The 24,209-nt window shown below is 48.1% G+C and carries 13 protein-coding genes; 11 read left to right on the forward strand and 2 right to left on the reverse strand.

All coding sequences use genetic code 11. The features are described 5' to 3' along the window. Positions 1–197: 197 nt before the first annotated feature. The 11 genes from P2H89_RS15265 (at position 198) to P2H89_RS15315 (ending at position 21,769) form a co-directional block, all read left to right on the forward strand. Positions 198–2,492, forward strand: a complete 2,295-nt coding sequence (locus P2H89_RS15265; RefSeq protein ID WP_275828262.1) for a GH92 family glycosyl hydrolase — start codon at positions 198–200, stop codon at positions 2,490–2,492. Between the two features lie 84 nt (positions 2,493–2,576). Beyond that, positions 2,577–3,275 carry a basic secretory protein-like protein gene (locus P2H89_RS15270; protein WP_275828264.1) on the forward strand — a complete coding sequence of 233 codons (699 nt, stop codon included), beginning with the start codon at positions 2,577–2,579 and terminating at the stop codon, positions 3,273–3,275. A gap of 102 nt (positions 3,276–3,377) precedes the next feature. Continuing rightward, the gene (locus tag P2H89_RS15275; RefSeq protein WP_275828267.1) at positions 3,378–5,675 is read left to right on the forward strand and encodes a GH92 family glycosyl hydrolase; all 2,298 of its coding nucleotides are present in this window, start codon (positions 3,378–3,380) and stop codon (positions 5,673–5,675) included. 655 nt (positions 5,676–6,330) lie between these two features. Next, entirely contained in the window at positions 6,331–7,344 is a 1,014-nt protein-coding gene (locus P2H89_RS15280; RefSeq protein ID WP_275828269.1) for a substrate-binding domain-containing protein, read from the forward strand. Positions 7,345–7,921: 577 nt separating this feature from the next. After that, the gene (rpoB, locus tag P2H89_RS15285; protein WP_275828271.1) at positions 7,922–11,725 is read left to right on the forward strand and encodes a DNA-directed RNA polymerase subunit beta; all 3,804 of its coding nucleotides are present in this window, start codon (positions 7,922–7,924) and stop codon (positions 11,723–11,725) included. A gap of 127 nt (positions 11,726–11,852) precedes the next feature. Next, complete coding sequence (gene rpoC / locus P2H89_RS15290; RefSeq protein ID WP_275828273.1) at positions 11,853–16,145, forward strand: DNA-directed RNA polymerase subunit beta'; 4,293 nt, start codon at positions 11,853–11,855, stop codon at positions 16,143–16,145. Between the two features lie 273 nt (positions 16,146–16,418). Then, positions 16,419–17,012, forward strand: a complete 594-nt coding sequence (locus P2H89_RS15295; RefSeq protein ID WP_275828276.1) for an OmpH family outer membrane protein — start codon at positions 16,419–16,421, stop codon at positions 17,010–17,012. Between the two features lie 232 nt (positions 17,013–17,244). After that, the gene (locus tag P2H89_RS15300) at positions 17,245–18,699 is read left to right on the forward strand and encodes an amino acid permease (protein ID WP_275828278.1); all 1,455 of its coding nucleotides are present in this window, start codon (positions 17,245–17,247) and stop codon (positions 18,697–18,699) included. A gap of 88 nt (positions 18,700–18,787) precedes the next feature. Then, a complete protein-coding gene (locus tag P2H89_RS15305) occupies positions 18,788–19,783 on the forward strand; it encodes a PfkB family carbohydrate kinase (RefSeq protein ID WP_275828279.1) in 996 nt (331 codons plus the stop codon). 77 nt (positions 19,784–19,860) lie between these two features. Next, positions 19,861–20,769 (forward strand): fructosamine kinase family protein, encoded by a 909-nt coding sequence (locus P2H89_RS15310; RefSeq protein ID WP_275828281.1) that lies wholly within the window; start codon positions 19,861–19,863, stop codon positions 20,767–20,769. 97 nt (positions 20,770–20,866) lie between these two features. Continuing rightward, positions 20,867–21,769, forward strand: a complete 903-nt coding sequence (locus P2H89_RS15315) for a ribonuclease Z (protein WP_275828283.1) — start codon at positions 20,867–20,869, stop codon at positions 21,767–21,769. Positions 21,770–21,833: 64 nt separating this feature from the next. Here the strand turns inward: P2H89_RS15315 and dapA are convergent, their stop codons facing one another. Further along, positions 21,834–22,715 carry a 4-hydroxy-tetrahydrodipicolinate synthase gene (gene dapA / locus P2H89_RS15320; protein ID WP_275828285.1) on the reverse strand — a complete coding sequence of 294 codons (882 nt, stop codon included), beginning with the start codon at positions 22,713–22,715 and terminating at the stop codon, positions 21,834–21,836. Positions 22,716–23,097: 382 nt separating this feature from the next. After that, positions 23,098–24,075 carry an acetyl-CoA carboxylase carboxyltransferase subunit alpha gene (locus P2H89_RS15325; RefSeq protein ID WP_275828287.1) on the reverse strand — a complete coding sequence of 326 codons (978 nt, stop codon included), beginning with the start codon at positions 24,073–24,075 and terminating at the stop codon, positions 23,098–23,100. Between the last annotated feature and the right edge of the window lie 134 nt (positions 24,076–24,209).

Here is a 24,209-nt window from a genome sequence, read left to right on the forward strand (position 1 = left end):
ATATCGACCTAATCCGTCCCATTGGTTAAGGCTACGTACCAGTATTTAAACATACCCGGGTCCCTAAAAAGGCCCGGGTATTGTATTTTAATGCCGCCCAGCCTATAATTATTTTGCAAAATCGGTTTAGCCGCCTAATTTAGGAGGTCATTTTGAACGTATCGGTCCTTAAACTGTATTTTCTTATATCTTCAATCATGAAAAAAATCATTCAATTGGTCGTTGCACTGGCTTGCATCAACACCCTGCAGGCACAGCTCGTAACCTCCGTTTCTGATCCCGTAGAATGGATTAACCCTTTGATGGGTACCGATTCTAAAGGAAGCTTATCAAACGGTAATACCTATCCTGCAATAGCAGTTCCCTGGGGTATGAACTTCTGGATGCCCCAAACCGGCAATATGGGCAACGGCTGGGCCTATACCTATAGCTCCGACAAGATCCGTGGTTTTAAACAAACCCACCAGCCTTCTCCCTGGATGAACGATTACGGTCAGTTCGCCATCATGCCCGTTACAGGTAAAGTAAAATTCAAGCAAGACGATCGCGCCAGCTGGTTCTCGCACAAAGCAGAAGTAGCCAAACCTTATTACTACAGTGTATACCTCGCCGATTGGGACGTAACTACTGAAATTACCCCCACCGAAAGAGCAGCTCAGTTCCGTTTCACCTTCCCGCAAAGCGATAGCTCATTTGTAGCGATCGACGCCCTCGACAGAGGCTCTTATGTAAAGGTCCTGCCCAACGAAAGGAAGATCATTGGTTACACAACCCGCAACAGCGGTGGTGTACCAGCAGGGTTTAAGAACTACTTCGTCATCTATATCGACAAACCTTTCACTGTTACTTATGCCTGGAAAGACAGTACCCTGATCCAGGGCGCTACTGAATCAGAGGCCAGACATGCAGGAGCCGTGATCGGGTTTAAAACCACAAGAGGGGAGAAGGTGAGCCTGCGTGTGGCATCTTCTTTCATTAGCTACGAGCAGGCCGATATTTCGCTGAAGCGTGAGATCGGTACCGATGCATTCGAGGTAACAAAGATTAAAGCAAAAGCAGCCTGGAACCAACAACTCAACCGCATCCTGGTGGAAGGTGGCTCCATCGATCAAACACGGACTTTCTATTCCTGCTTGTATCGCATGCTCCAGTTCCCACAAAAACACTATGAACTGGATGCGAGCAACAAGATCGTTCACTACAGCCCTTACAATGGTCAGGTACTGCCCGGTTACATGTTTGCCGGAACCGGTTTCTGGGACACATTCCGCGCTCTTTATCCTTTCCTGAACTTCATGTTCCCGGCTATCAACAAAGAAATGCAGGAAGGATTGCTCAACGATTACAAAGAAGGTGGTTTCCTGCCCGAATGGAGCAGCCCCGGCTTCCGCAGTGTGATGGTGGGTAACAACTCTGCATCTGTAGTAGCCGACGCATATATCAAGGGCGTTCGAGGTCCCGATATCAATAAGCTCTACGAAGCCCTGCTGCATGGCGCCAACAACGAAGGTCCGATGACCGCCGTTGGCCGTGCCGGCGTTAAATACTATAACGAACTGGGTTATGTTCCTTACGACGTTAAGATCAATGAGAACGCAGCCCGTACGCTCGAATATGCTTACGACGACTTTACCATTTACCAACTGGGTAAGGCCCTCGGCCGTCCCAAAGAAGAGCTCGACCTGTATGCAAAACGCAGCCAGAACTTCCGTAACCTCTTCGATCCCGAAACGAAATTGATGCGTGGCAAAAACAAGGATGGTAAATTCCAGTCACCCTTCAACCCTTTCAAATGGGGTGATGCCTTCACCGAAGGAAACAGCTGGCACTATAGCTGGAGCGTATTCCACGATATCGAAAGCCTCAAGAACCTGATGGGTGGCAATAAGATGTTTGTAGCTATGCTCGATTCAGTATTCTCAATGCCTCCCGTATTCGACGAAAGCTATTATGGTGGGGTGATCCATGAGATCCGTGAAATGCAGATCATGAATATGGGCCAATATGCTCACGGTAACCAGCCCATTCAGCATATGATCTACCTCTACAACTATGGTGGCGAACCCTGGAAAACCCAATACTGGGTACGTCGCGTAATGGAGCAGCTGTATAAAGCTACTCCCGATGGTTATTGCGGTGATGAAGACAACGGCCAAACCTCTGCCTGGTACGTATTTTCGGCAATGGGCTTCTATCCCGTTTGTCCCGGTACCACGCAGTATGTACTAGGCACGCCGTTGTTCAAAAAGATGACCCTCACGCTCGACAATGGTAAAAAGCTCGTCATCAATGCCCCCGCCAACAGCGATGCCAATAAGTACGTACAACAGGTTAAGCGCAATGGTGTGGTATACACTAAGAACTGGGTAGATCACTTTGATCTCTTCAAAGGCGGTACCATCGACTTTAACATGGGCAGCACGCCCAATAAGTCGAGAGGATCTAGCCCCGATGCGTTCCCTTATTCTTATTCAACCGATACTAAGAAATAGTACCCATGAACTCCCGGTCAGATAGCTAACAGGTCAACCGGCCGGGAGTTAGTAACCAATCCATCAAAAGACAAAATCATCATAATGAAAGCACCCCTGTTCCTCGCTTTGTGTTTCTCGGCCGTATCTTCCTTCGCACAACGCGACTGGAATAATATTGGTACGGAAGGCATCGTTTCTAAAGACTCATTAACCAAGAAAGGGTATACTATCCTTTTCATCAATAAAGATTCTGGTTTCAGTGCCGTTACGAAACAGCGCATGATTGATGCCTATTTCAAAGTGTATCCTAAAGAAGCAAAACGTTTCAATAAGGGCACCCGTAAAATGGTGACTTTCATTATCGATCCCGAATATAAAGGCGTGGCGGCTGCTTCTAATGGCATCATCCGTGTTAGTCCCAAATGGATGGCCGACCATCCTGAAGATATCGATGTGGTTACGCACGAAGCCATGCACATCGTTCAAGCCTATCCCGGTGGCGCCGGCCCCGGATGGCTAACTGAAGGAATTGCCGATTATGTTCGTCACGTATATGGAGTGAACAACGAAGCAGGCAAATGGTCCTTGCCTAAATTTGATACTAAGCATCACTATACGAATGCATACAGGGTAACTGCCCGTTTCCTGGTATGGGCCGAAAAAAATACCACGAAAAAATTGGTGAACAAGCTCGATAACGCGATGCGCACCAAGACCTACAAACCGGAATTATGGAAAGAGATCACGGGCAAAACGCTCGACGAATTGTGGGATGAATATGTAAAAAATCCGACCATCTGATAACACTGTTGCGATCCGGCTACCGGATCGCAATTTTTCATTCTGGCGGGTGGAGACTTCTGCCGGAGTATTAATGAGTAAGTATTAAAATTGAAAGAAAGAATGAGAAATCTACTATTGACCGGTTTACTGAGCGCGCCGGTTTGGTGTGCGGCACAAACGACACCGGAGAATCTAGTACCTTATGTAAAACCGATCATTGGCACCCAGCGCATGGGGCACACTTATCCGGGCGCAACCGTTCCATTCGGTATGGTGCAATTGAGCCCCGATACGGATACCATTCCTTATGAAATGAATGGCAAGTACAATGGCGACGTATACAAATACTGTGCTGGATACCAATACGAGGATAAAACGATTGTAGGCTTTAGTCATACGCATTTCAGCGGTACTGGTCACTCCGACCTGGGCGACTTCCTGATCATGCCAACCGTAGGAGACCTGAAGCTGAACCCAGGTACTGCCAATGAACCACGCAGCGGTTTCCGCTCTGTCTTCTCGCACGCTAACGAAGTAGCGGAGGCAGGTTACTATAAAGTAAAACTGGACGACTATAATATCCTGGCAGAATTAACTGCTACCAACCGGGTAGGTTTTCACCAGTATACATTCCCGCAGTCGGATCAATCGCATATCATTCTTGATCTCATGTCGGGTATCTACAATTATGAAGACAAGAACGTGTGGACCTTTGTTCGCGTGGAGAACGACACACTGATCACAGGTTATCGCCAAACCAATGGCTGGGGTAGAACAAGAACCGTATATTTCGCCATGGCTTTCTCTAAGCCTTTCTATCAGTACGGTAATAAGAGCTTTGCCAAACGTCAGGTGTACCAGGGGTTCTGGCGCAAGTTCGACCAAACGAAGAACTTTCCTGAAATGGCCGGTAAGCAATTGCGGGCTTATTTCGATTTCAAGACCACAGCAGGGGAGAAGATCAAGATCAAATTCGCCCTTTCTTCTGTTAGCACCGAAGGCGCTCTGCTGAACCTGCGTACTGAAGTACCGGGTTGGGATTTCAACCAGGTGAAACAACAGGCTCAGGATAGCTGGAACAAAGAACTGTCGAAAGTTACCATCCAGTCTAAGAACAGGGATGATAAGGAGAATTTTTATACCTCCATGTATCATGCCTGCTTAAGCCCGATTACCTATATGGATGTGGATGGCGCTTATCGCGGCCTCGATCAAAACATCCATAAGGCGAAGAATTTTACCAACTACACCATATTTTCTCTGTGGGATACCTATCGTGCGCTGCATCCATTCTTCAACCTGGTACAGCCTTCCCGTAATGCCGACATGATCAAGTCAATGCTGGCCCACTACGACCAGAGTGCGCAGCACATGTTGCCTGTTTGGAGTCATTACGCCAACGAGAACTGGTGCATGATCGGTTATCACAGTGTTTCCCTGATCGCCGACGCGGTAATCAAAGGAAATGCTCCATTCGATGCCAACAAAGCACTGGACGCCTGCGTAGCTACCGCACGCCATGGTTCTTATGATGGGTTGAGCTATTACATGAGCATGGGCTACGTTCCCGAGGATAAGAATGGTTCGTCTGTGTCAAAGACGCTCGAATATGCCTACGATGACTGGAGCATTGCACAGATGGCAAAAAAGCTGGGCCGTACCGAAATATATGACGAGTTTATCAAACGTTCTCAGTATTTCAAGAACGTTTATGACGTGTCTATCGGCTATATGCGTCCTAAATTGAGCGATGGCACTTTCAGAAAAGAATTTGATGTGCTCAGTACGCACAACCAGGGCTTTATTGAAGGCAACGCCTGGAACTACAGCTTGTATGTTCCGCACGAACCCGAACAATTGATCGATATGATGGGGGGCAAGAAGAAGTTTGTTGCGCATCTTGATTCATTGTTCACCATGCACCTGCCCGATAAATACTTTGCCGAAACCGAAGACATTACCCGGGATGGTATCATAGGTAACTATGTACATGGCAATGAACCTTCGCACCACGTGCCTTATCTGTACAACTGGACCGATCAGCCCTGGAAAACCCAGGAGCGGGTGCGTATGATCCTGAAAAAGCAGTTTAAACCCACCCCTGATGGATTGGGTGGAAACGACGACTGTGGCCAGATGAGCGCCTGGTACATTTTTACGGCATTGGGCTTTTACCCAGTGGCGCCCGGCAGCGATCAATATGCCATTGGTAGTCCGGCAGTGGATGGTGCAACCATTCAGCTGGAAAATGGGAAGACCTTTGTGATCGAGGCGCAGAATCAGGGCGATAAGAATGTATATGTGCAGAAGATGATCCTGAACGGTCAGCCGCTCAATCGTCTATTCCTGACACATAGCGATATCACGAATGGTGGTAAATTGGTGTTTGTGATGGGGGAGAAGCCTAAAAAGAAATAACCGATTCGAAATAACCGGTAAATGCCACGCAGAAGTTGGAACTACTGCGTGGCATTTTCGTGTGGGGAGGTGACGGGGCAAGACAGTGCGGTGATGCAGTGTCGGGTCAAAGCTAATTTAGGGCGAGTCAAAGCCTACGGTTGGCTGCACTAAACTCTAGTGATATTGCCTGCAAACCGCACTGATACTTACTGAGAACGGCACTGGAATGCACTAAACAGTGCAATACCCTATAATAGCCTATGCAAACCGGGTAGTATATCTGCTACAGTATCAGTAAGTTAGCAGTGAATGCGGCTTGAAGGTAAAAAAAGCCAGTGCGGGTCTCACTAGATTTTCCTTTATAAGAATCGGATAATCTGTCAATTATACGGTTATCAAAAGCTGGCTTTGGGCAACTGCCCAATCCGGCGATGGTTGTCATCGTTACAATTATTGAAACCAATAGCAAACCGGTTTTGACACGTAATTGTGCGCTTCGCCTTGAAATTCACAGTGATTATGCGCGATTTCCTAAAAAATTTCACGACCTTGAAGGGGATGCCTTAAATTTGAGAGGCTACGGATTCTTGCCATTTCATCGCACTTAATTGCCTAAAAATGTAGCTGCATTGGCACATTTCGGGATCGTGCCGCAAAAACTACCGCCAACATTATGAAACGAGTATCGCTCAAAGATATCGCGAAAATGACGGGTGCCTCTCCGTCTACCGTATCCTTTGTCCTTAATGGTAAGGCAAGGGAAATGCGGATCAGCGATGATCTGGCCAAGAAGATCGCTACCATCGCCAAACGGGAAGGGTATCACCCCAACCAGGTGGCTGTGCGGCTGCGAACCGGCAAATCACAAATGCTGGGCCTGGTGGTGGAGAGTATTTCCGGGAACTTTTTTGCCGCGCTGGCGAAAGTGATCGAGGAGGAGGCCGAGCAATACGGCTATAAAGTGGTGTATTGCGCTACCGAAAATGACGGCAAAAAAGGGCAGGAGCTGATCCGGATGTTGTCGCAGCAACAGGTTGATGGCTACATCATTACCCCTGCTATTGGGATGGAACAGGACGTAGAGGAGTTGATCGAGCATAAAAAGCCGGTGGTCTTATTAGACAGTTATTTTCCTGAAATGGACGTGCCACACGTGCTGGTAGATAATTACGGGGGAGTGGCAAAAGGCATGAAACACCTCATCAGCCGGGGTTACAAAAAGATTGGCTTTATTACTGTCGACCTCCAGTTGATCCAGATCAAGGACAGATTGCAAGCCTATACCGACAGTCTTAAAGCAGCCAATATACCCGCTAATAAAAAGCACGTCCTTTCGCTGGGATATAAGATATCGCGGGCGGAGGCGATTAAACAGATCTCCGCTTTTATTGAAAACAACCCCAACCTGGATGCGTTGTTCTTTGCCACCAACTACCTGGGGTTGCTCGGAATTGAAAGCCTGCAGAAGTTAGGCAAAACCATTCCCTCCGATGTGGCCATGATGAGTTTTGACGATCATGATGTGTTCCGCCTGTTTCCACCGGGTATCACCATTATCGAGCAGCCGGTGGAGGAAATTGCCAAAACGGCCATTAACCTGCTCATGTCGCAGTTAGGAAAGAACAAACCGACCAGGAAGAATAAGGTCCAGCTTCCGGCAAAGCTGGTGGTGCGGGGTACCACGTAAAGATGTCCAGCCCTGAAGAATGCTTCAACCGAGCGCAAACCGGATGCGTGGCACGACCGGAGCTTGGGCCGCCGGAAAACAGCGCTTCAAGTGAGGCTGGGATCGAGGGCGTCACCCAAATGTGGCCAGCCCGGAAAATCGCTACAGCCTACGGCAAACCCGACACGGGGAACCACTTGAACGTGGGGAAAAGTTCTGTTTCGACGTATCTGTTTGTGTTTGAATTTTTTGTATTTTTAAACTCCCTGTTACTGAACCGGAAGAAGGATAAAGTGTTTATTAGTTGTTCAAGTTTATCTGAGCGGCGAGGTAACCGGAGCCGGAATTGTTACCCCCAATTGATCCGGCGCTGCGTTTTGGAACAAATTTTGTGAAATGTCGGGTTTTTCGTTACCTTTGCCGTCCATTTTTCACAATGCTAATTAGCTGGGGTACGTTATTACATGGCCAAATTTACATAACTACTTCAAATTCAGTTCACAGAGAACTTAACTGTTCTCCTGTGATTTTTTTGTGTATAGACGATTTTGGTGATTTTTGAACGTTCGAACAACTAAAAAAACCGGTTTTAATCAATATGTCTTCAACAAAATTGCAAAGCAGGATTAACTTTGGTAAGATCAAAAATTTAGCCGAAGCTCCTGATCTACTCGAAGTACAGATTCAATCTTTCAAAGAATTTTTCCAGTTAGAGACTACTCCGGACAAGCGTAACATCGAAGGGCTGTTCAAGGTGTTTAAGGAGAATTTCCCGATCACCGACACCCGGAACATTTTCGTGCTGGAGTTCCTGGATTATTTTATTGATCCGCCCCGCTACACCATCGAAGAGTGTATGGAGCGTGGATTGACCTACGCTGTACCGCTGAAAGCGAAACTGCGTTTGAGCTGTAATGACGAGGAACACGTTGATTTCCAAACCATCGTACAGGATGTATTCTTAGGAAACATTCCTTACATGACTCCCCGTGGTACTTTCGTGATCAACGGCGCCGAGCGTGTGGTGGTATCGCAGCTGCACCGTTCACCCGGTGTATTCTTCGGTCAGTCCATTCACCCCAACGGCACCAAGATCTACTCTGCCCGTGTGATCCCCTTCAAGGGAGCCTGGATGGAGTTCGCCACCGACATCAACAACGTGATGTATGCTTACATCGACCGTAAAAAGAAATTCCCGGTAACAACCCTGTTGCGTTCTATCGGTTATGAAACCGATAAGGACATCCTGGAACTCTTTGGAATGGCCGATGAAGTGAACGGTGACCTTAAGTCCCTGAAAGCCTACCTCGGCAAACGCCTGGCTGCCCGTGTATTGAGAACCTGGGTAGAAGACTTCGTGGATGAAGATACCGGCGAGGTTGTGTCTATCGAGCGTAATGAAGTGGTACTCGAGCGCGATACCGTGCTGGACGAAGAGGCCATCGACATGATCGCCGATATGGACGTTAAGAGCGTATTCGTACAAAAAGAAGATGTGGGTGGTGATTTCGCGATCATCTACAACACATTGAACAAAGATACTTCCAACAGTGAGCTGGAAGCGGTGCAACACATCTACCGTCAGTTGCGCGGCGCCGATGCTCCCGATGATGAAACCGCCCGCGGTATCATCGACAAACTGTTCTTCAGCGACAAGCGTTACGACCTCGGTGAGGTTGGTCGTTACAAGATCAACCGCAAGCTGAACCTGAACCAGCCGCTGGAGCAAAAAACATTGACCAAAGAAGATATCATCGAGATCATCAAATATCTCGTTCGCCTTACCAACGGTAAAGCGGAAATCGATGATATCGATCACTTGAGCAACCGTCGTGTACGTACCGTAGGTGAGCAGCTGTATGCTCAGTTCGGTGTTGGTTTGGCCCGTATGGCCCGTACCATCCGCGAACGTATGAACGTACGTGACAATGAGGTGTTCACGCCTGTTGACCTTATCAACGCGAGAACACTGTCTTCAGTGATCAACTCATTCTTCGGTACCTCTCAGTTGTCTCAGTTCCTCGACCAAACCAACCCGCTGAGTGAGATCACGCACAAGCGTCGTATCTCCGCACTCGGGCCAGGCGGTTTGAGCCGTGAGCGTGCAGGCTTTGAGGTTCGTGACGTACACTATAGCCACTACGGCCGTCTGTGTACCATCGAAACTCCTGAAGGTCCGAACATCGGTCTGATCTCTACACTTTGCGTACACGCAAAGATCAATGAGATGGGCTTTATCGAAACTCCTTACCACAAGGTTGACAACGGTAAAGTAGACCTGAAAAAACTGACCTTCCTCAGTGCTGAAGAAGAAGATATCGCGAAGATCGCCCAGGCAAGTTCTCCGCTCGATGAGAAGGGAACTTTTGTTGAAAGCAAGATCTCTTCGCGTCAAACTGGTGACTTCCCCATCCTGGAGCCCAGTGAAGTAGAGTTCATGGACGTAGCACCCAACCAGATTGTGGGTCTGAGTGCTTCGCTGATTCCGTTCCTCGAGCACGATGACGCCAACCGTGCCCTGATGGGATCAAACATGCAACGTCAGGCAGTTCCCCTGATCCGTCCTGAAAACCCGATCGTGGGTACAGGTCTGGAAGGTAAGGCAGCCCGCGATGCAAGGGTACAGATCCTGTCTGAAGGCGAGGGTATCGTTGAGTACGTAGACGGCAGCGAGATCCATGTTCGTTACGATCGTACAGAAGGTGACCGTCTGGTGAGCTTCGAAGACGATCTCAGAATTTACAGACTGACCAAGTTCATAAAGACGAACCAGGAAACCTGTATCAACCATAAGCCTGCCGTTAAGAAAGGCCAAAGGTTGAAGAAAGGCGATTTCCTTACCGAAGGATACGCTGTACAGGCTGGTGAACTGGCCCTGGGTCGTAACCTCCGCGTGGCATTCATGCCCTGGAAAGGTTACAACTTCGAGGATGCCATCGTAATCAATGAGAAAGTAGCCCGCGAAGACTTGTTCACTTCTATCCATATTTCCGAATATGAGCTGGAAGTACGCGACACTAAGCTGGGTGAAGAAGAACTGACACCAGATATCCCCAACGTTTCTGAAGAGGCTACCAAAGACCTCGACGAAAATGGTATCATCCGCCTGGGTGCTGCTATCAAGGAAGGCGATATTCTGATCGGTAAGATCACTCCTAAAGGCGAAAGCGATCCTACTCCTGAAGAGAAGCTGTTAAGGGCCATCTTCGGTGATAAGGCCGGTGATGCCAAGGATGCCTCACTGAAAGCACCGAACGGTGTAGAAGGTGTGGTGATCGGTAAAAAACTGTTCCAACGCGCCAAGAAAGATAAGAACGCGAAGATCCGTGAGAAGGCCGCACTCGAAAAACTCGAGAAGGTTCACGAGAAGAACGTAGAAGAGCTGAAGGAACTGTTGCTGAACAAGCTGCAAACCCTGTTGAAGGATAAACCTTCTGCCGGTGTTAACAACAACTTCGGTGAAGTACAGATCGGTAAGGGTGCTAAGTTCAACCCCAAGAACCTGTCTTCAATCGACTACCAGAACGTTAACCCGCTGGGTTGGACTGGTGATGCTGCCATCGATGACAACATCAACATCCTGCTGCACAACTATAACATCAAGTTCAACGAAGAACTGGGTCGTTACAAGAGAGAGAAATTCAACATCTCGATCGGTGACGAATTACCTGCCGGTGTATTGAAACTGGCTAAAGTATACCTCGCTGTTAAGCGTAAGCTGAAAGTGGGTGATAAGATGGCCGGTCGTCACGGTAACAAGGGTATCGTTGCGAAGATCGTTCGCGCAGAAGATATGCCGTTCCTGCATGACGGTGAGCCGGTAGATATCGTACTGAACCCGCTCGGTGTACCTTCCCGTATGAACCTCGGACAGATCTATGAAACTGTACTGGGTTGGGCTGGTCAGAAACTGGGTGTTAAGTTCGCTACGCCGATCTTCGATGGTGCTACCGTAGAAGAGATCGCCAACCATATCGATAAGGCAAACCTGCCTAGCTTCGGTCACAGTTATCTGTTCGATGGCGAAACAGGTGAGCGCTTCCACCAAAAGGCTACGGTGGGTGTGATCTACATGATCAAACTGCACCACATGGTGGATGATAAGATGCACGCACGTTCGATCGGACCATACAGCTTGATCACACAACAACCGCTGGGTGGTAAAGCTCAGTTTGGTGGTCAGCGTTTCGGTGAGATGGAGGTGTGGGCGCTCGAAGCTTACGGTGCTTCCAACATCCTGCAGGAATTGCTCACCCTTAAATCGGATGATATCATCGGTCGTGCGAAGACTTATGAGGCCATTGTTAAAGGTGACAATATTCCAAGAGCCGGCATCCCAGAATCATTCAACGTATTGGTGCATGAGCTGAGAGGTTTGGGTCTTGACCTGAAGTTTGAATAAGCAAAGCCGTGAGCTGCCGGCGAAAGCCACGCAGCCTGATTGACAGGAACTGAACAAAATATCAAAAACTTAGCAAGGGACCTTTGGTTGACCGCCGGAGGTCCCGGCTAAAAAGCTAATAAATAATATGGCTATTAAAAAAGATAATCGTCCCAGGGCCACCTTTTCGAAGATCACGATCGGTTTGGCTTCACCGGATTCTATTTTAGAGCGTAGCTATGGTGAGGTATTAAAGCCTGAGACTATTAACTATCGTACGTACAAGCCTGAACGTGATGGTTTGTTCTGCGAACGTATTTTCGGACCAGTGAAGGATTATGAGTGCGCCTGCGGTAAGTACAAACGTATCCGTTATAAGGGTATCGTGTGCGACCGTTGCGGTGTAGAAGTTACTGAAAAGAAAGTACGTCGTGAACGTATGGGCCACATCAAACTGGTGGTGCCTGTAGTTCACATCTGGTACTTCAAGAGCTTACCCAACAAGATCGGTTACCTGCTCGGCGTAAGTTCGAAGAAACTGGAAACCATCGTTTACTATGAAAGGTTTGTAGTGATCCAGGCTGGTATCCGTGAAGATCGCGGATTAAAGATGGGTGATCTGCTGACTGAAGAAGAATACCTGGAAATTCTGGAGAACCTTCCAAAGGAGAATCAATACCTGCCTGACGAAGATCCTCAGAAGTTCATTGCTAAAATGGGTGCTGAAGCGGTACATGACATGCTGCAGCGCATCGAGCTCGACAGCCTGTCGTTCTCGCTGCGTAACGCTGCTGCTACCGAAACCTCTCAACAACGTAAGGCTGATGCCCTGAAGCGTTTGAGCGTGGTAGAAGCATTCCGTGAAGCCAACAGCCGCATCACCAACCGCCCCGAGTGGATGGTAATGCAGTACATCCCTGTTATTCCTCCGGAGCTGCGCCCGCTCGTTCCTCTGGACGGTGGCCGTTTTGCTTCTTCTGACCTGAATGACCTTTACCGTCGTGTGATCATCCGTAACAACCGTCTTAAGAGGCTGTTGGAGATCAAGGCCCCTGAGGTGATCCTGCGTAACGAAAAACGTATGTTGCAGGAAGCGGTTGACTCGCTGTTCGATAACAGCCGTAAGTCAAATGCCGTTAAAGCTGAAGGCGGACGTGCACTGAAATCACTCAGTGACGTACTGAAAGGTAAGCAAGGTCGTTTCCGTCAAAACCTGTTGGGTAAACGTGTTGACTACTCCGGTCGTTCTGTAATCGTAGTAGGTCCTGAGCTGAAGCTGCACGAGTGCGGTTTGCCAAAGGACATGGCTGCTGAGCTGTTCAAGCCGTTTATCATCCGCAAATTGATTGAAAGGGGTATCGTAAAAACAGTTAAATCTGCCCGTAAGCTGGTAGACCGTAAGGAAGCTGTGGTCTGGGATATCCTCGAAAATATTCTGAAAGGACACCCTGTGATGCTTAACCGTGCCCCTACGCTGCACAGGTTATCGATCCAGGCCTTCCAGCCTAAATTGATTGAAGGTAAAGCGATCCAACTTCACCCGCTCGTGTGTTCTGCGTTCAACGCCGACTTCGATGGTGACCAGATGGCGGTTCACGTTCCGTTGAGCAATGCCGCTGTACTGGAAGCCCAGTTGCTGATGCTTTCTTCACACAACATCCTTAACCCGCAGAATGGTGCGCCGATGACCCTTCCTTCTCAGGACATGGTACTCGGTCTATACTATATCACCAAGGGTAAGAAAACAATGGGCGATGTAGTGATGCGTGGTGAAGGTAAAGCCTTCTACAGTGCTGAAGAGGTGATCATCGCTTACAACGAACAACGTGTTGACCTGCACGCGCACATCAAGGTAAAAGTTGATGTACGTGAAAATGACGGCACCATTCACAGAAAGCTGATCGAAACTACCGTAGGCCGCGTATTGTTCAACCAGTTTGTTCCTAAAGAAGTAGGTTATATCAATGCCCTGCTGACAAAGAAGAGCTTGCGGGAGATTATTGGTGACATCATTAAGATCACCAACGTTCCCAAGACCGCTAAGTTCCTCGATGATATCAAGCAGCTTGGTTTCCGTACAGCCTTCCAGGGTGGTTTGTCGTTCAACATCAATGACCTGATCATCCCATCTATCAAGGAAGAAGTACTGGACAATGCGAAAGGTGAAGTAGATGAGGTTTGGGACAACTACAACATGGGTCTTATCACCAACAACGAGCGTTACAACCAGATCGTAGACATCTGGTCACGTGTTGATACCCGTATCACTGAAACGCTCATTCGTGAGCTGAGCAGCGATAAGCAAGGCTTCAACTCCGTGTACATGATGCTTGACTCCGGTGCCCGTGGTTCCAAACAGCAGATCAAACAGCTTTGCGGTATCAGAGGGCTGATGGCTAAGCCCAGAAAGTCTGGTTCCAGCGGAAGTGAGATCATCGAAAACCCGATCCTTTCCAACTTCAAAGGCGGCCTGAACGTATTGGATTACTTCATTTCCACGCACGGTGCGCGTAAAGGTCTTGCGGATACGGCCCTTAAAACGGCTGATGCCGGTTACCTGACCCGTCGTTTGGTGGACGTAGCACAGGACGTTGTTATTACAGAAGAAGATTGTGGAACACTGCGTGGTATTGCCATCAGTGCGCTGAAAGATAACGAAGAGGTAGTAGAGCCACTGTACGATCGTATCATTGGCCGTACATCACTCCACAACGTATACAATCCTGAGACTGATAAGCTGATTGTTGAAGCCGGTGCACAGATCACGGAAGATATCGGTAAAGAAATCGAGGAAAACGGCATTGAAGCTGTTGAGATCCGTTCTGTACTTACCTGCGAAAGCAAACGCGGTGTGTGCGTGAAGTGTTATGGTAAGAACCTGGCTACCGGTAATATTACGCAGAAGGGTGATGCAGTAGGTATCATCGCTGCGCAGTCGATCGGTGAGCCTGGTACACAGCTTACACTGCGTACCTTCCACGTGGGTGGTGTGGCCGGTTCTGCTTCGGTAGAATCTTCATTGATCGCCAAATTCGAGGGTACTGTACAATTCGACGGTCTGCGTTCTGTAGCCGCTGAAGATAACGAAGGCAACAAGATCCAGGTGGTTATCGGCCGTACGGGTGAGTTGCGGATCATGGACCTGAAGAATGACCGTTTGCTTATTACCAACAACGTACCTTATGGTGCAACCCTGTTGGTGAAGGATGGTCAGAATGTGAAGAAGGGCGATGTGATCTGTACATGGGATCCGTTCAACAACGTTGTGGTGGCTGAAATTGCCGGTCAGATCAAGTTTGAGAACGTTATTGAAGGTATCACTTACCGTGAAGAGGCCGACGAACAAACAGGTCACCGCGAGAAAGTGGTTATCGAAACAAAAGATAAGAACAAGATCCCGACCCTGATCGTTGAGGGCAAGGATGTGAAGCAATACAACCTGCCAGTTGGTTCACACATCATCGTTGATCAAAGCGAAGATGTACGTGCCGGCCAGGTATTGGTGAAGATTCCTCGTACACTGCGTATGCAGCGAGATATCACGGGTGGTCTGCCACGTGTAACTGAGTTGTTTGAAGCACGTAATCCAGGTAACCCTGCGATCGTGTGTGAGATCGACGGTGTGGTAGCATTCGGTGCTATCAAACGTGGTAACCGCGAGATTGTGGTAGAAGCGAAGGATGGTGTTGTTAAGAAATACCTGGTGCCGTTGACGCGTCAGATCCTGGTACAGGATGGTGACTTCATCAAAGCTGGTGCATCATTGTCCGACGGACAGGTTGCTCCTGGCGATATCCTCTCTATCAAAGGACCGTTTGCAGTACAGGAGTACGTTGTGAATGAGATCCAGGAAGTATATCGTTTGCAAGGTGTAAAGATCAACGATAAGCACATCGAGGTGATCGTTCGCCAGATGATGAAAAAAGTTGAGATCGTGGATCCGGGTGATACCCGCTTCCTCGAAGAAGACCTGGAAGATCGTTTTGACTTTAATGAAGAGAATGACTGGATCTTCGATAAGAAGGTGGTTTCCGATTCAGGCGAGAGCACTAAACTGCGCGCCGGTCAGATCGCCAGCCTGCGTGAGATCCGTGAAGAGAATTCATTACTGCGTCGTTCCGACAAGAAACCGGTAGAGTTCCGCGATGCAAATCCTGCAACTTCTCACCCTGTATTGTTGGGTATCACGAAAGCGTCTCTGGGTACACAAAGCTGGATCTCGGCTGCTTCGTTCCAGGAAACAACGAAAGTACTTTCGTCTGCGGCTATCCAGGGTAAGAGCGATGATATGCTCGGTCTGAAAGAGAACGTAATCACAGGTCATCCGATCCCGGCTGGTACTGGTTTGCGTGACTTCGAGAACATGGTAGTTGGTAGCAAGGAAGAATATGAACTGCTGCAAACAACCCGTGAGGCCATGAGCTTCGATGACGAAGAGTAATTGAAAGTTCGCTTATAAGCTACGCCTTCAGCGTGTAGTAAAGAGAATAGATCAAGGCAGGAAGTAAAAGCTTCCTGCCTTTTTATTTGTAGCTGTTCTATTACCGGAATACGTGTCGTAATATTCCTTGCATACGATCAATTAAGTATAGCTATAGTGTGGCTCAAATGAAATTTATGTATATCTTGTTGGCCTAACGAACTAATTCAGAACTGTTAAAAGTTTTAACAATTTTCTTTTAACCCAAGAATCTATCTTGCAAAAAAGGCGGGAATGAGAAACATCTCTACTATTTTAAGCATTATTGCCCTGGCACTTATCGGCGTACTTTTCTATCTGCATTTATCCGGTAAAGGCAAACCGAAAGATGAATCTGTGAGTGCAGGTAAAAAGAATCACACAGAGTTCAAGATCGCTTATTTCGACATCGATTCATTGCAATCGAGTTACACGTATTACAAGGATGCGCTGGAGGAAATGAAAGGCAAGGAGAGCGCAGCCAATGCCGAATTGCAAGACCTCAAAGTAAGGTTTCAAAAAAGATATCAGCAACTGCAGAACGAGGTGAATTCACAAGCTGGTCAGGAAGCCGCCCAAAAAGAGTTGGCAACACTTGAGCAGAGTTACCGCAAACGGGAAGCTCAGTTGCAGGAGAACCTGCAAACGCAGCAAATGGATATGACCAAGAAGATGCGTAAGCAGATCGAGGATTACCTGGCTACTTACAATAAGGATAAAGGGTTTGCCTATATTCTCTCGTATGAGCCTGGATTCATTATGTATTATAAGGACTCCCTGTACGATGTAACGGGTGATCTGGTAAAGGGATTGAACGATCAATACAAGGCCACCAAGCCTGCCAAATAACCGGCAGGTATCGTTTACTGCGCCGGGTTAACCTGCCAGTGATGATGAAAGATGGAGGATAAAGTATGAAAAGAGTGAAGATGAAGAACCTCCAGTAAATACTGATTATTCTTAGTTAAAATAGGTAAACGCAGCTATCCCATAGCTGCGTTTTTTTGTGTCTTGCATCAATTTGATTTCCTTATCTTCAGGAATCTTTATTCTAAAACATTTTGACCCTTATTAAACTGCTATGGCTGAAACAAAACCTGCTTTTAAGCCCTCATTGGGCCTCATCGACGCTACGATGGTGGTGGCCGGCTCGATGATCGGTTCCGGTATCTTCATTGTTAGTACTGATATTACCCGTTATACGGGCAGCGCCGGATGGCTAATCATGGTGTGGCTCATCACCGGTTTTATGACCATTACTGCTGCTGTTAGTTATGGCGAGCTAAGCGGTATGTTTCCCAAAGCAGGTGGTCAGTATGTTTACCTCAAAGAAGCATTCAATCCACTTGCCGGCTTTTTATATGGCTGGAGTTTTTTTGCAGTCATTCAAACAGCTACCATCGCTGCCGTAGCAGTAGCCTTCAGCAGGTTTACTGCTTATCTTATCCCGGAGTTGGGCGAGAAGAACATTCTCTTCACACTGGGTAAACTGAAGGTCTCTGCCGCTCAGTTGCTGGGCATAGCATTGATTGCCTTTCTCACTTATACGAATACCAAAGGCATCAAAGGTGGTAAGATCATCCAGACCACCTTCACTACCGTAAAATTGTTCTCGTTGTTTGGTTTGATTATCCTTGGTTTCCTATTAGCGAAACACAGTTTCTGGGATGAGAACTGGCAAACCGGCCTCAATGCCGTTCAACTGGAAAAGGATGCAGATGGAGGCTTTGTTACCAACGGCAACTGGTTGCCTATTGGTGGTACTGCGCTGATCGGAGCGATTGCTGCTGCGATGGTAGGTTCGATATTCAGCAGCGATTCCTGGAACAACGTGACCTTCATTGCCGGTGAGATCAAGAATCCCAAACGTAATATCGGACTTAGTCTTTTCCTGGGCACACTCATCGTAACAGTTATTTATGTAACTACTAACCTGATGTACCTGCACGTGTTGCCCCTGAACGAGATAGCGTTTCCTGAAGGAGATCGCGTAGCAGTAGCAGCTTCCACTTCGATCTTTGGAGATATCGGTGCCAGGGTCATTGCTGTGATGATCATGATCTCCACGTTCGGTTGTAATAATGGTTTGATCCTGGCAGGTGCCCGGGTATATTATACCATGGCCAAGGATGGATTGTTCTTTAAGAAGACGGGCACGCTGAACAAAAACTCTGTTCCCGAATATGCTTTGTGGCTGCAGTGCATTGTTGCCTCGCTTCTCTGCCTGAGTGGTGGTTATGGCGACCTGCTCGATATGATCTCTTTTGTGGTGGTGATGTTCTACGCACTGACGATCATTGGCATTGCCGTACTGCGGAAAAAACGTCCGGATATCGAGCGCCCTTATAAGGCATTTGGTTACCCCGTTTTACCAGCTATCTATGTACTGCTGGCTTTGACATTCTGCGTATTCCTGATCATCATGAAACCTGCGTATGCGGGTGCTGGTCTGGCTATCGTACTGGTGGGCATTCCCTTGTATTACATAGCGTTATCGAATAAAAAGAAAGAGGTGGCCGAACAGCAGGTGGCATAGTCTGCCGGCTGGTTAATGGTCCAATTTTCCAGAAAATACAATACCTTGCAAGCTTTGCAAGGTATTTTTTATTTAATGTTAGCACTATATGAGTGGGGTTAATTTTGATAAGCTTTTTGCTCAGTTCGAAGGGATCAAGGTGGGTGTTATCGGCGATGTGATGCTGGATACATATTGGTGGGGACACGTGGATCGTATATCGCCCGAAGCACCGGTGCCTGTGGTGGCGTTGGATAAGAGAGAGTACAGAATAGGAGGCGCAGGCAATGTGGCGCTGAACCTGGTTTCATTGGGGGCCCAGGTAGCAGCCTTGTCGGTAACAGGTGCAGATGATGATGGGCAATTGTTGAACGGATTGTTTGAGGAAGCCGGTATCAAGACCAGTTATTTGTTGCAGTCAGCTTCCCGCATCACGACCAATAAAGTGCGTATCATCAGCCGCAACCAGCAAATGATGCGGCTTGATTCGGAAACAACCAAGGACCTGGCTGGTGCTGACGAACAAGCTTTATTGAAACAAGTGGAACGATACATTCTCGAGGAAAAGCCGCAGGCCATTGTTCTTGAGGATTATAATAAAGGGGTATTGACCGAACAGGTGATCAAATCGGTAATCGCGCTCTGCAAACAGCACGACGTGATTACAACGGTCGACCCCAAGCGAAAGAACTTCTTTGCCTATGAAGGGGTAGATATCTTCAAGCCCAATATGAAAGAGGTTAAAGATGGCCTGAACCTGCTGGTAGAGGATGTGAACTTAAACACCCTTACCGATATTCACAGGAAGCTGCAGGAAAAGCTGGGCCACCAGATATCCTTTATCACCTTATCAGAAAAAGGAGTTTTCTATCACAACCACGAAAATGCGCGCATCATTCCATCGCATTTACGCAATATAGCCGATGTATCAGGTGCTGGTGATACCGTGATCGCAGTGGCCTCACTCATTTATACGGCAACCAAAAGCATTGAGTTGATGGCGCAGGTGGCCAACATTGCGGGTGGGCTGGTCTGCGAAGAAGTAGGCACGGTAGCCATCAATAAAGAGAAGCTGCTGAACGAATGCAAGGTGTTGTTGGGATAAGCTTACGTGCCGTAGCCCAGTTTTGGGGCTTGTCTGTAAGAGCGCTATGACTTTGTATATGTTCACCATTCATAAGCATGGTACCTGTTCCCGTTTATCAATATATTCTTGAACTGCTACGATCGGTAGCAGGAAATGTTATCACCTCTCTCCGTCTGATTCCGGTAGGCGGAGGTTCTATCAACGAAACATATCAGGCGCTGGCCAATAACGGCCAGCGTTTTTTTGTGAAGGTCAACCGGGCGGCTGAACTGCCCGGACTGTTCCGTAGCGAAAAAGAGGGGCTGGAGCTGTTGGCGGCTGCGGGCGCCATTCGCACTCCGTTAATGCTAGGTTGTGCCGAAACAGAAGATCATCAGGTGCTGGTGCTGGAGTGGATTGAGCAGGGTCTTAAATCGGCCACCTTTTGGGAGCGATTCGGAGAACAGCTGGCAGTCCTTCATGGACAGACTCAAACAGTCGCCCCGTCCAATCAGGATCTTGCTGTTTTTGGCTTACCCTTCAACAACTATATGGGCGCTTTGCCACAGCAGAATGGGCCGCTGGCCGATTGGGACCAATTTTTCATCGTAAGGCGATTGGAGCCTCAAGTAAAGCTGGCGTTTGACAGGCACTTAATTTCAGCAGAGCAAGCCAAGGGTTTTGAAGGGGTGTACAAAGCGCTGCCCGTTATCTTCGGTAAAACAGCGCCTGTGTTGGTGCACGGCGATCTTTGGAGCGGTAATTTTCTTTGTGATACCGATAGCCGGCCAGTTTTGATTGACCCAGCCGTCTATTATGGCCACCCGGCAGTGGATCTGGGGATGACTACCTTATTTGGCGGGTTTGAGGCCCTTTTTTATGAAAGTTACCACCAGCATGCACCGCCTCCTGCGAATTACCGGGAACAATGGGAGGTTGCGAACCTGTATCCGCTGCTGATCCACCTCAATTTATTTGGAAAAGGCTACCTGCCCGATATTTTAAGTACAATTGATCGTTATTGATTTGCGTTATTATATGGTAATCAGTTAATTTAGCCGTGATAAGCAGCAGAAGGCCCTGTGTGTGCGTCTTACAGCAGTCAAAAACCTACATTTCCGCATGCTCGCAGTCACTATCCTGGGAAATAATTCAGCGTTGCCAGCTTATGACCGGCATCCCACGTCGCAATTGGTGACGCTGGATGATCAGCTTTTCCTGGTAGACTGCGGGGAGGGAACTCAGGTTCAACTGTCAAAGTACCGGATCCGCTGGGGTCGTATCAACCATATTTTTATCTCTCACCTGCATGGCGACCATTATTTCGGCCTGCCAGGTTTCATCAACAGTATGGGACTGCTGCACCGGGAAAACGACCTGCACTTATTTGCCCCCGCCCCACTTAAAGAGATACTCGACCTGCAGTTAAAGGCGGCAGCTACCGTGTTACCGTACCCGCTGCATTTTCATCCTCTGGAGGAAGAAGGTGTGCTGGTAAAGACGGATCGTTTCAAGGTAACCTGCTTTCCGACCAAGCACCGGATTCCATGCTGGGGATTTCGTTTCGATCAGGTGAAGGCGCCACGCCGTGTAAATCCGGATAAGGCAATTCTGCGTGGAGTACCGGCAGCATTCTACGACCGGCTGAAAGTGGGAGAAGACTATGAGACCAAGACAGGCGAAGTGATCCGTAACGAGTGGGTGACAGAGCCTGCTCCCAAACCTCAGTCATATGCCTATAGCGCCGATACGCTTTATGATGAAGAGTTGATCGATAGGGTGAAGGGGGTAGATATTTTGTATCATGAAACCACCTATCTCAAGGATCTCAATGATCGTGCGGCGAGCCGTTTCCATTCCACGACCACACAAGCGGCCTGTATTGCAAAAAAGGCGGGAGTTGGCCGTTTACTGATCGGGCATTTCAGTTCGAAGTACGATAAGCTGGATATATTCAAAGAGGAGGCTTGCGAAGTGTTTCCCAATACCGATCTGGCGTTGGAAGGAGTAACCTACAAAGTGTAACAAGTTACTGAAGATATTATTAAGCGATCGGCCCGGTGGAACACCGGGCCGATCGCTTTTATACTTACGAATTCAGGTATTCGCGTACTTTATCGTGAAGCTGGCTGCTCAACGGTGTCATGGGCAAACGCAGGATGTTCTCCAGCAGATTCAGTTCTGTTAAGAATGCCTTTACACCGGCAGGATTGTTCTCTGCAAACATCAGGTCATAGGCTTCGATCAATGGATCGTTGAGCTTTTTAGCCATGGCGAGATCCTGTTTGAGCGCGAAGCGTACCATATCGGAGAATTGCTTGGGGAAGGCGTTACCGGCCACGCTGATCACACCATCCATGCCCGTTGCTACCTGTGCAAACGTGAGCGCATCGTCGCCGCTGACTACCAGGAAGTTTTCGGGCCGGTCGCGAAGAATTAGGCTGCATTGTGCCATATCGCCGCTGGCTTCTTTGATACCTGCGATGTTGGCCACTTCATTGGCCAGGCGCAGCGTTGTGGCAGCAGTCATATTCCTACCTGTTCTTCCGGGTACGTTGTATAACAAAATGGGCTTGGGAGAAGCTTCAGCCAGCAATTTGTAGTGCTGGAAGATCCCCTCCTGTGATGGCTTATTATAATAGGGACTTGCACTCAGTACCGCTGTTGCTTTATCCAGCGGGAAGTACTGCAGATCCTGCAACAGCTCTTGTGTATTGTTGCCCCCGATACCTACCACTACAGGCACACGTGCCGCTACCTTCTCATAAGTGAACTGGATGATATCCTTCTTTTCTTCCTTGGAGAGAGTAGGGGTTTCACCGGTGGTTCCCAGCGTAACTACGTATTCAACGCCTCCCTTGATCACGAAATCGATCAGCTTTCCTAAGGAATCGTAATCGACTGCCGTGGTGGAGGTGAATGGAGTAACCAGCGCTACTCCCGTGCCTTGTAATGTTTGTCTAAGCGACATTGCTGTAGTTGGGTTTTAATATGAGTGATCGAATGTTTGTTATGGATTCACCAGCAAAACAAAAGCCTTCCGTTGCAGGAAGGCTTTATGATTATTTAGACATACAATTCTGTCCTCAACCTTCCCGCTTACCGGAACGCTTCTTGGATTGCTTTGTATGTTTCTTTATCAATTGCATGATGAGTACCAAAAATAATCAGCAATTATATTCCGCCCAAATTTTTTCTGAAGGAATCTGCTGTTGTTGTTGCTATCAACTAGTTAATAACCCACACCGGATGCAAAAAAACGGAATGTAATAGTCGTCCTGTAAGGTGGACTTCATCCTTTGCTATCACTGTGTTATGGAAAACTGTAGCGTACCGGCAGCAACAGGCCGAGTTTATTGCGCAACCTCATCATAGAAGCCCATTTTATTGAACTTCTCGATACGCTTTTCGATGCGTTGCTCAGGCGTCAACTGTCCCAGCTCGTTGAGCGTATTCAACAGATAGGGTTTCAGCAGGTTGGCTGCTTCCTGGTAGTCCCAGTGGGCGCCACCTACAGGCTCAGGAATGATCTCATCGATCAAACCGAACTGGTGCATATAATCAGGAGTGAGTTTCAGTTGTTCTGCGGCTTTCTCTTTTTGGTCCCAGCTGCGCCACAGGATAGAACTGCAGCTTTCGGGTGAGATCACCGTATACCAGGTATTTTCAAGCATGAATACGCGGTCGCCAACTCCAATGCCGAGGGCGCCACCGGAAGCTCCTTCCCCGATCACCACACAGATCACAGGTACTTTGAGGCGCATCATTTCATAGATGTTGCGGGCGATGGCTTCGCCTTGTCCGCGCTCTTCTGCTTCGAGACCTGGATATGCTCCGGGCGTATCTATGAGGGTAATTACAGGCTTGTTGAACTTCTCCGCAAGTTTCATTAAACGGAGGGCTTTGCGGTATCCTTCGGGATTGGCCATACCAAAGTTGCGCAATTGGCGAGCCTTAGTATTGATACCTTTTTGCTGACCAATGATCATGACGGTGCGTCCGTCAAGCGAGGCAAAACCGCCTACCATGGCCTTGTCGTCGCGCACATTGCGATCGCCGAAAAGTTCCACGAAATCAGTGGTCAGTTTATCAATATATTTCAGTGTATAGGGACGATCGGGGTGGCGGCTCAACTGTACCTTTTGCCAGGGGGTAAGGTTTTGAGTGATGGCCTTGCGGGTTTCTATAACCCGCTCTTCGAGCTTTCTGATGGGGTCGCTCAGGTCGATCTTACTCTTTTCAGCTTTCTGCTTCAGCCCTTCAATATCATCGAACAGTTCTTTAATGGGTTTCTCAAATTCAAGAAATTGGCGGTTTTTGTCTTGCGGCATAAACAGGGAATATAAAGCTGTAAAATTAAGGGTTGAGACCTTTTCTGACTAATGTTTTCTTAATGTGGTGATTATAAGCAAAAAGCCCACCTTCACGGAAAGGGCGGGCTTGTTCTATCGATTATGCTTTACAA

Origin of the sequence: Paraflavitalea sp. CAU 1676 (genome assembly GCF_029223285.1) — a bacterium.
GTDB lineage: Bacteria > Bacteroidota > Bacteroidia > Chitinophagales > Chitinophagaceae > Paraflavitalea.

Excerpts from the sequence above, each read along its gene's own strand:
- P2H89_RS15265 (WP_275828262.1), top strand. The coding sequence starts at position 198 with ATGAAAAAAATCATTCAATTGGTCGTTGCACTGGCTTGCATCAACACC.
- P2H89_RS15270 (WP_275828264.1), top strand. The coding sequence starts at position 2,577 with ATGAAAGCACCCCTGTTCCTCGCTTTGTGTTTCTCGGCCGTATCTTCC.
- P2H89_RS15275 (WP_275828267.1), top strand. The coding sequence starts at position 3,378 with ATGAGAAATCTACTATTGACCGGTTTACTGAGCGCGCCGGTTTGGTGT.
- P2H89_RS15280 (WP_275828269.1), top strand. The coding sequence starts at position 6,331 with ATGAAACGAGTATCGCTCAAAGATATCGCGAAAATGACGGGTGCCTCT.
- rpoB (WP_275828271.1), top strand. The coding sequence starts at position 7,922 with ATGTCTTCAACAAAATTGCAAAGCAGGATTAACTTTGGTAAGATCAAA.
- rpoC (WP_275828273.1), top strand. The coding sequence starts at position 11,853 with ATGGCTATTAAAAAAGATAATCGTCCCAGGGCCACCTTTTCGAAGATC.
- P2H89_RS15295 (WP_275828276.1), top strand. The coding sequence starts at position 16,419 with ATGAGAAACATCTCTACTATTTTAAGCATTATTGCCCTGGCACTTATC.
- P2H89_RS15300 (WP_275828278.1), top strand. The coding sequence starts at position 17,245 with ATGGCTGAAACAAAACCTGCTTTTAAGCCCTCATTGGGCCTCATCGAC.
- P2H89_RS15305 (WP_275828279.1), top strand. The coding sequence starts at position 18,788 with ATGAGTGGGGTTAATTTTGATAAGCTTTTTGCTCAGTTCGAAGGGATC.
- P2H89_RS15310 (WP_275828281.1), top strand. The coding sequence starts at position 19,861 with ATGGTACCTGTTCCCGTTTATCAATATATTCTTGAACTGCTACGATCG.
- P2H89_RS15315 (WP_275828283.1), top strand. The coding sequence starts at position 20,867 with ATGCTCGCAGTCACTATCCTGGGAAATAATTCAGCGTTGCCAGCTTAT.
- dapA (WP_275828285.1), bottom strand. The coding sequence starts at position 22,715 with ATGTCGCTTAGACAAACATTACAAGGCACGGGAGTAGCGCTGGTTACT.
- P2H89_RS15325 (WP_275828287.1), bottom strand. The coding sequence starts at position 24,075 with ATGCCGCAAGACAAAAACCGCCAATTTCTTGAATTTGAGAAACCCATT.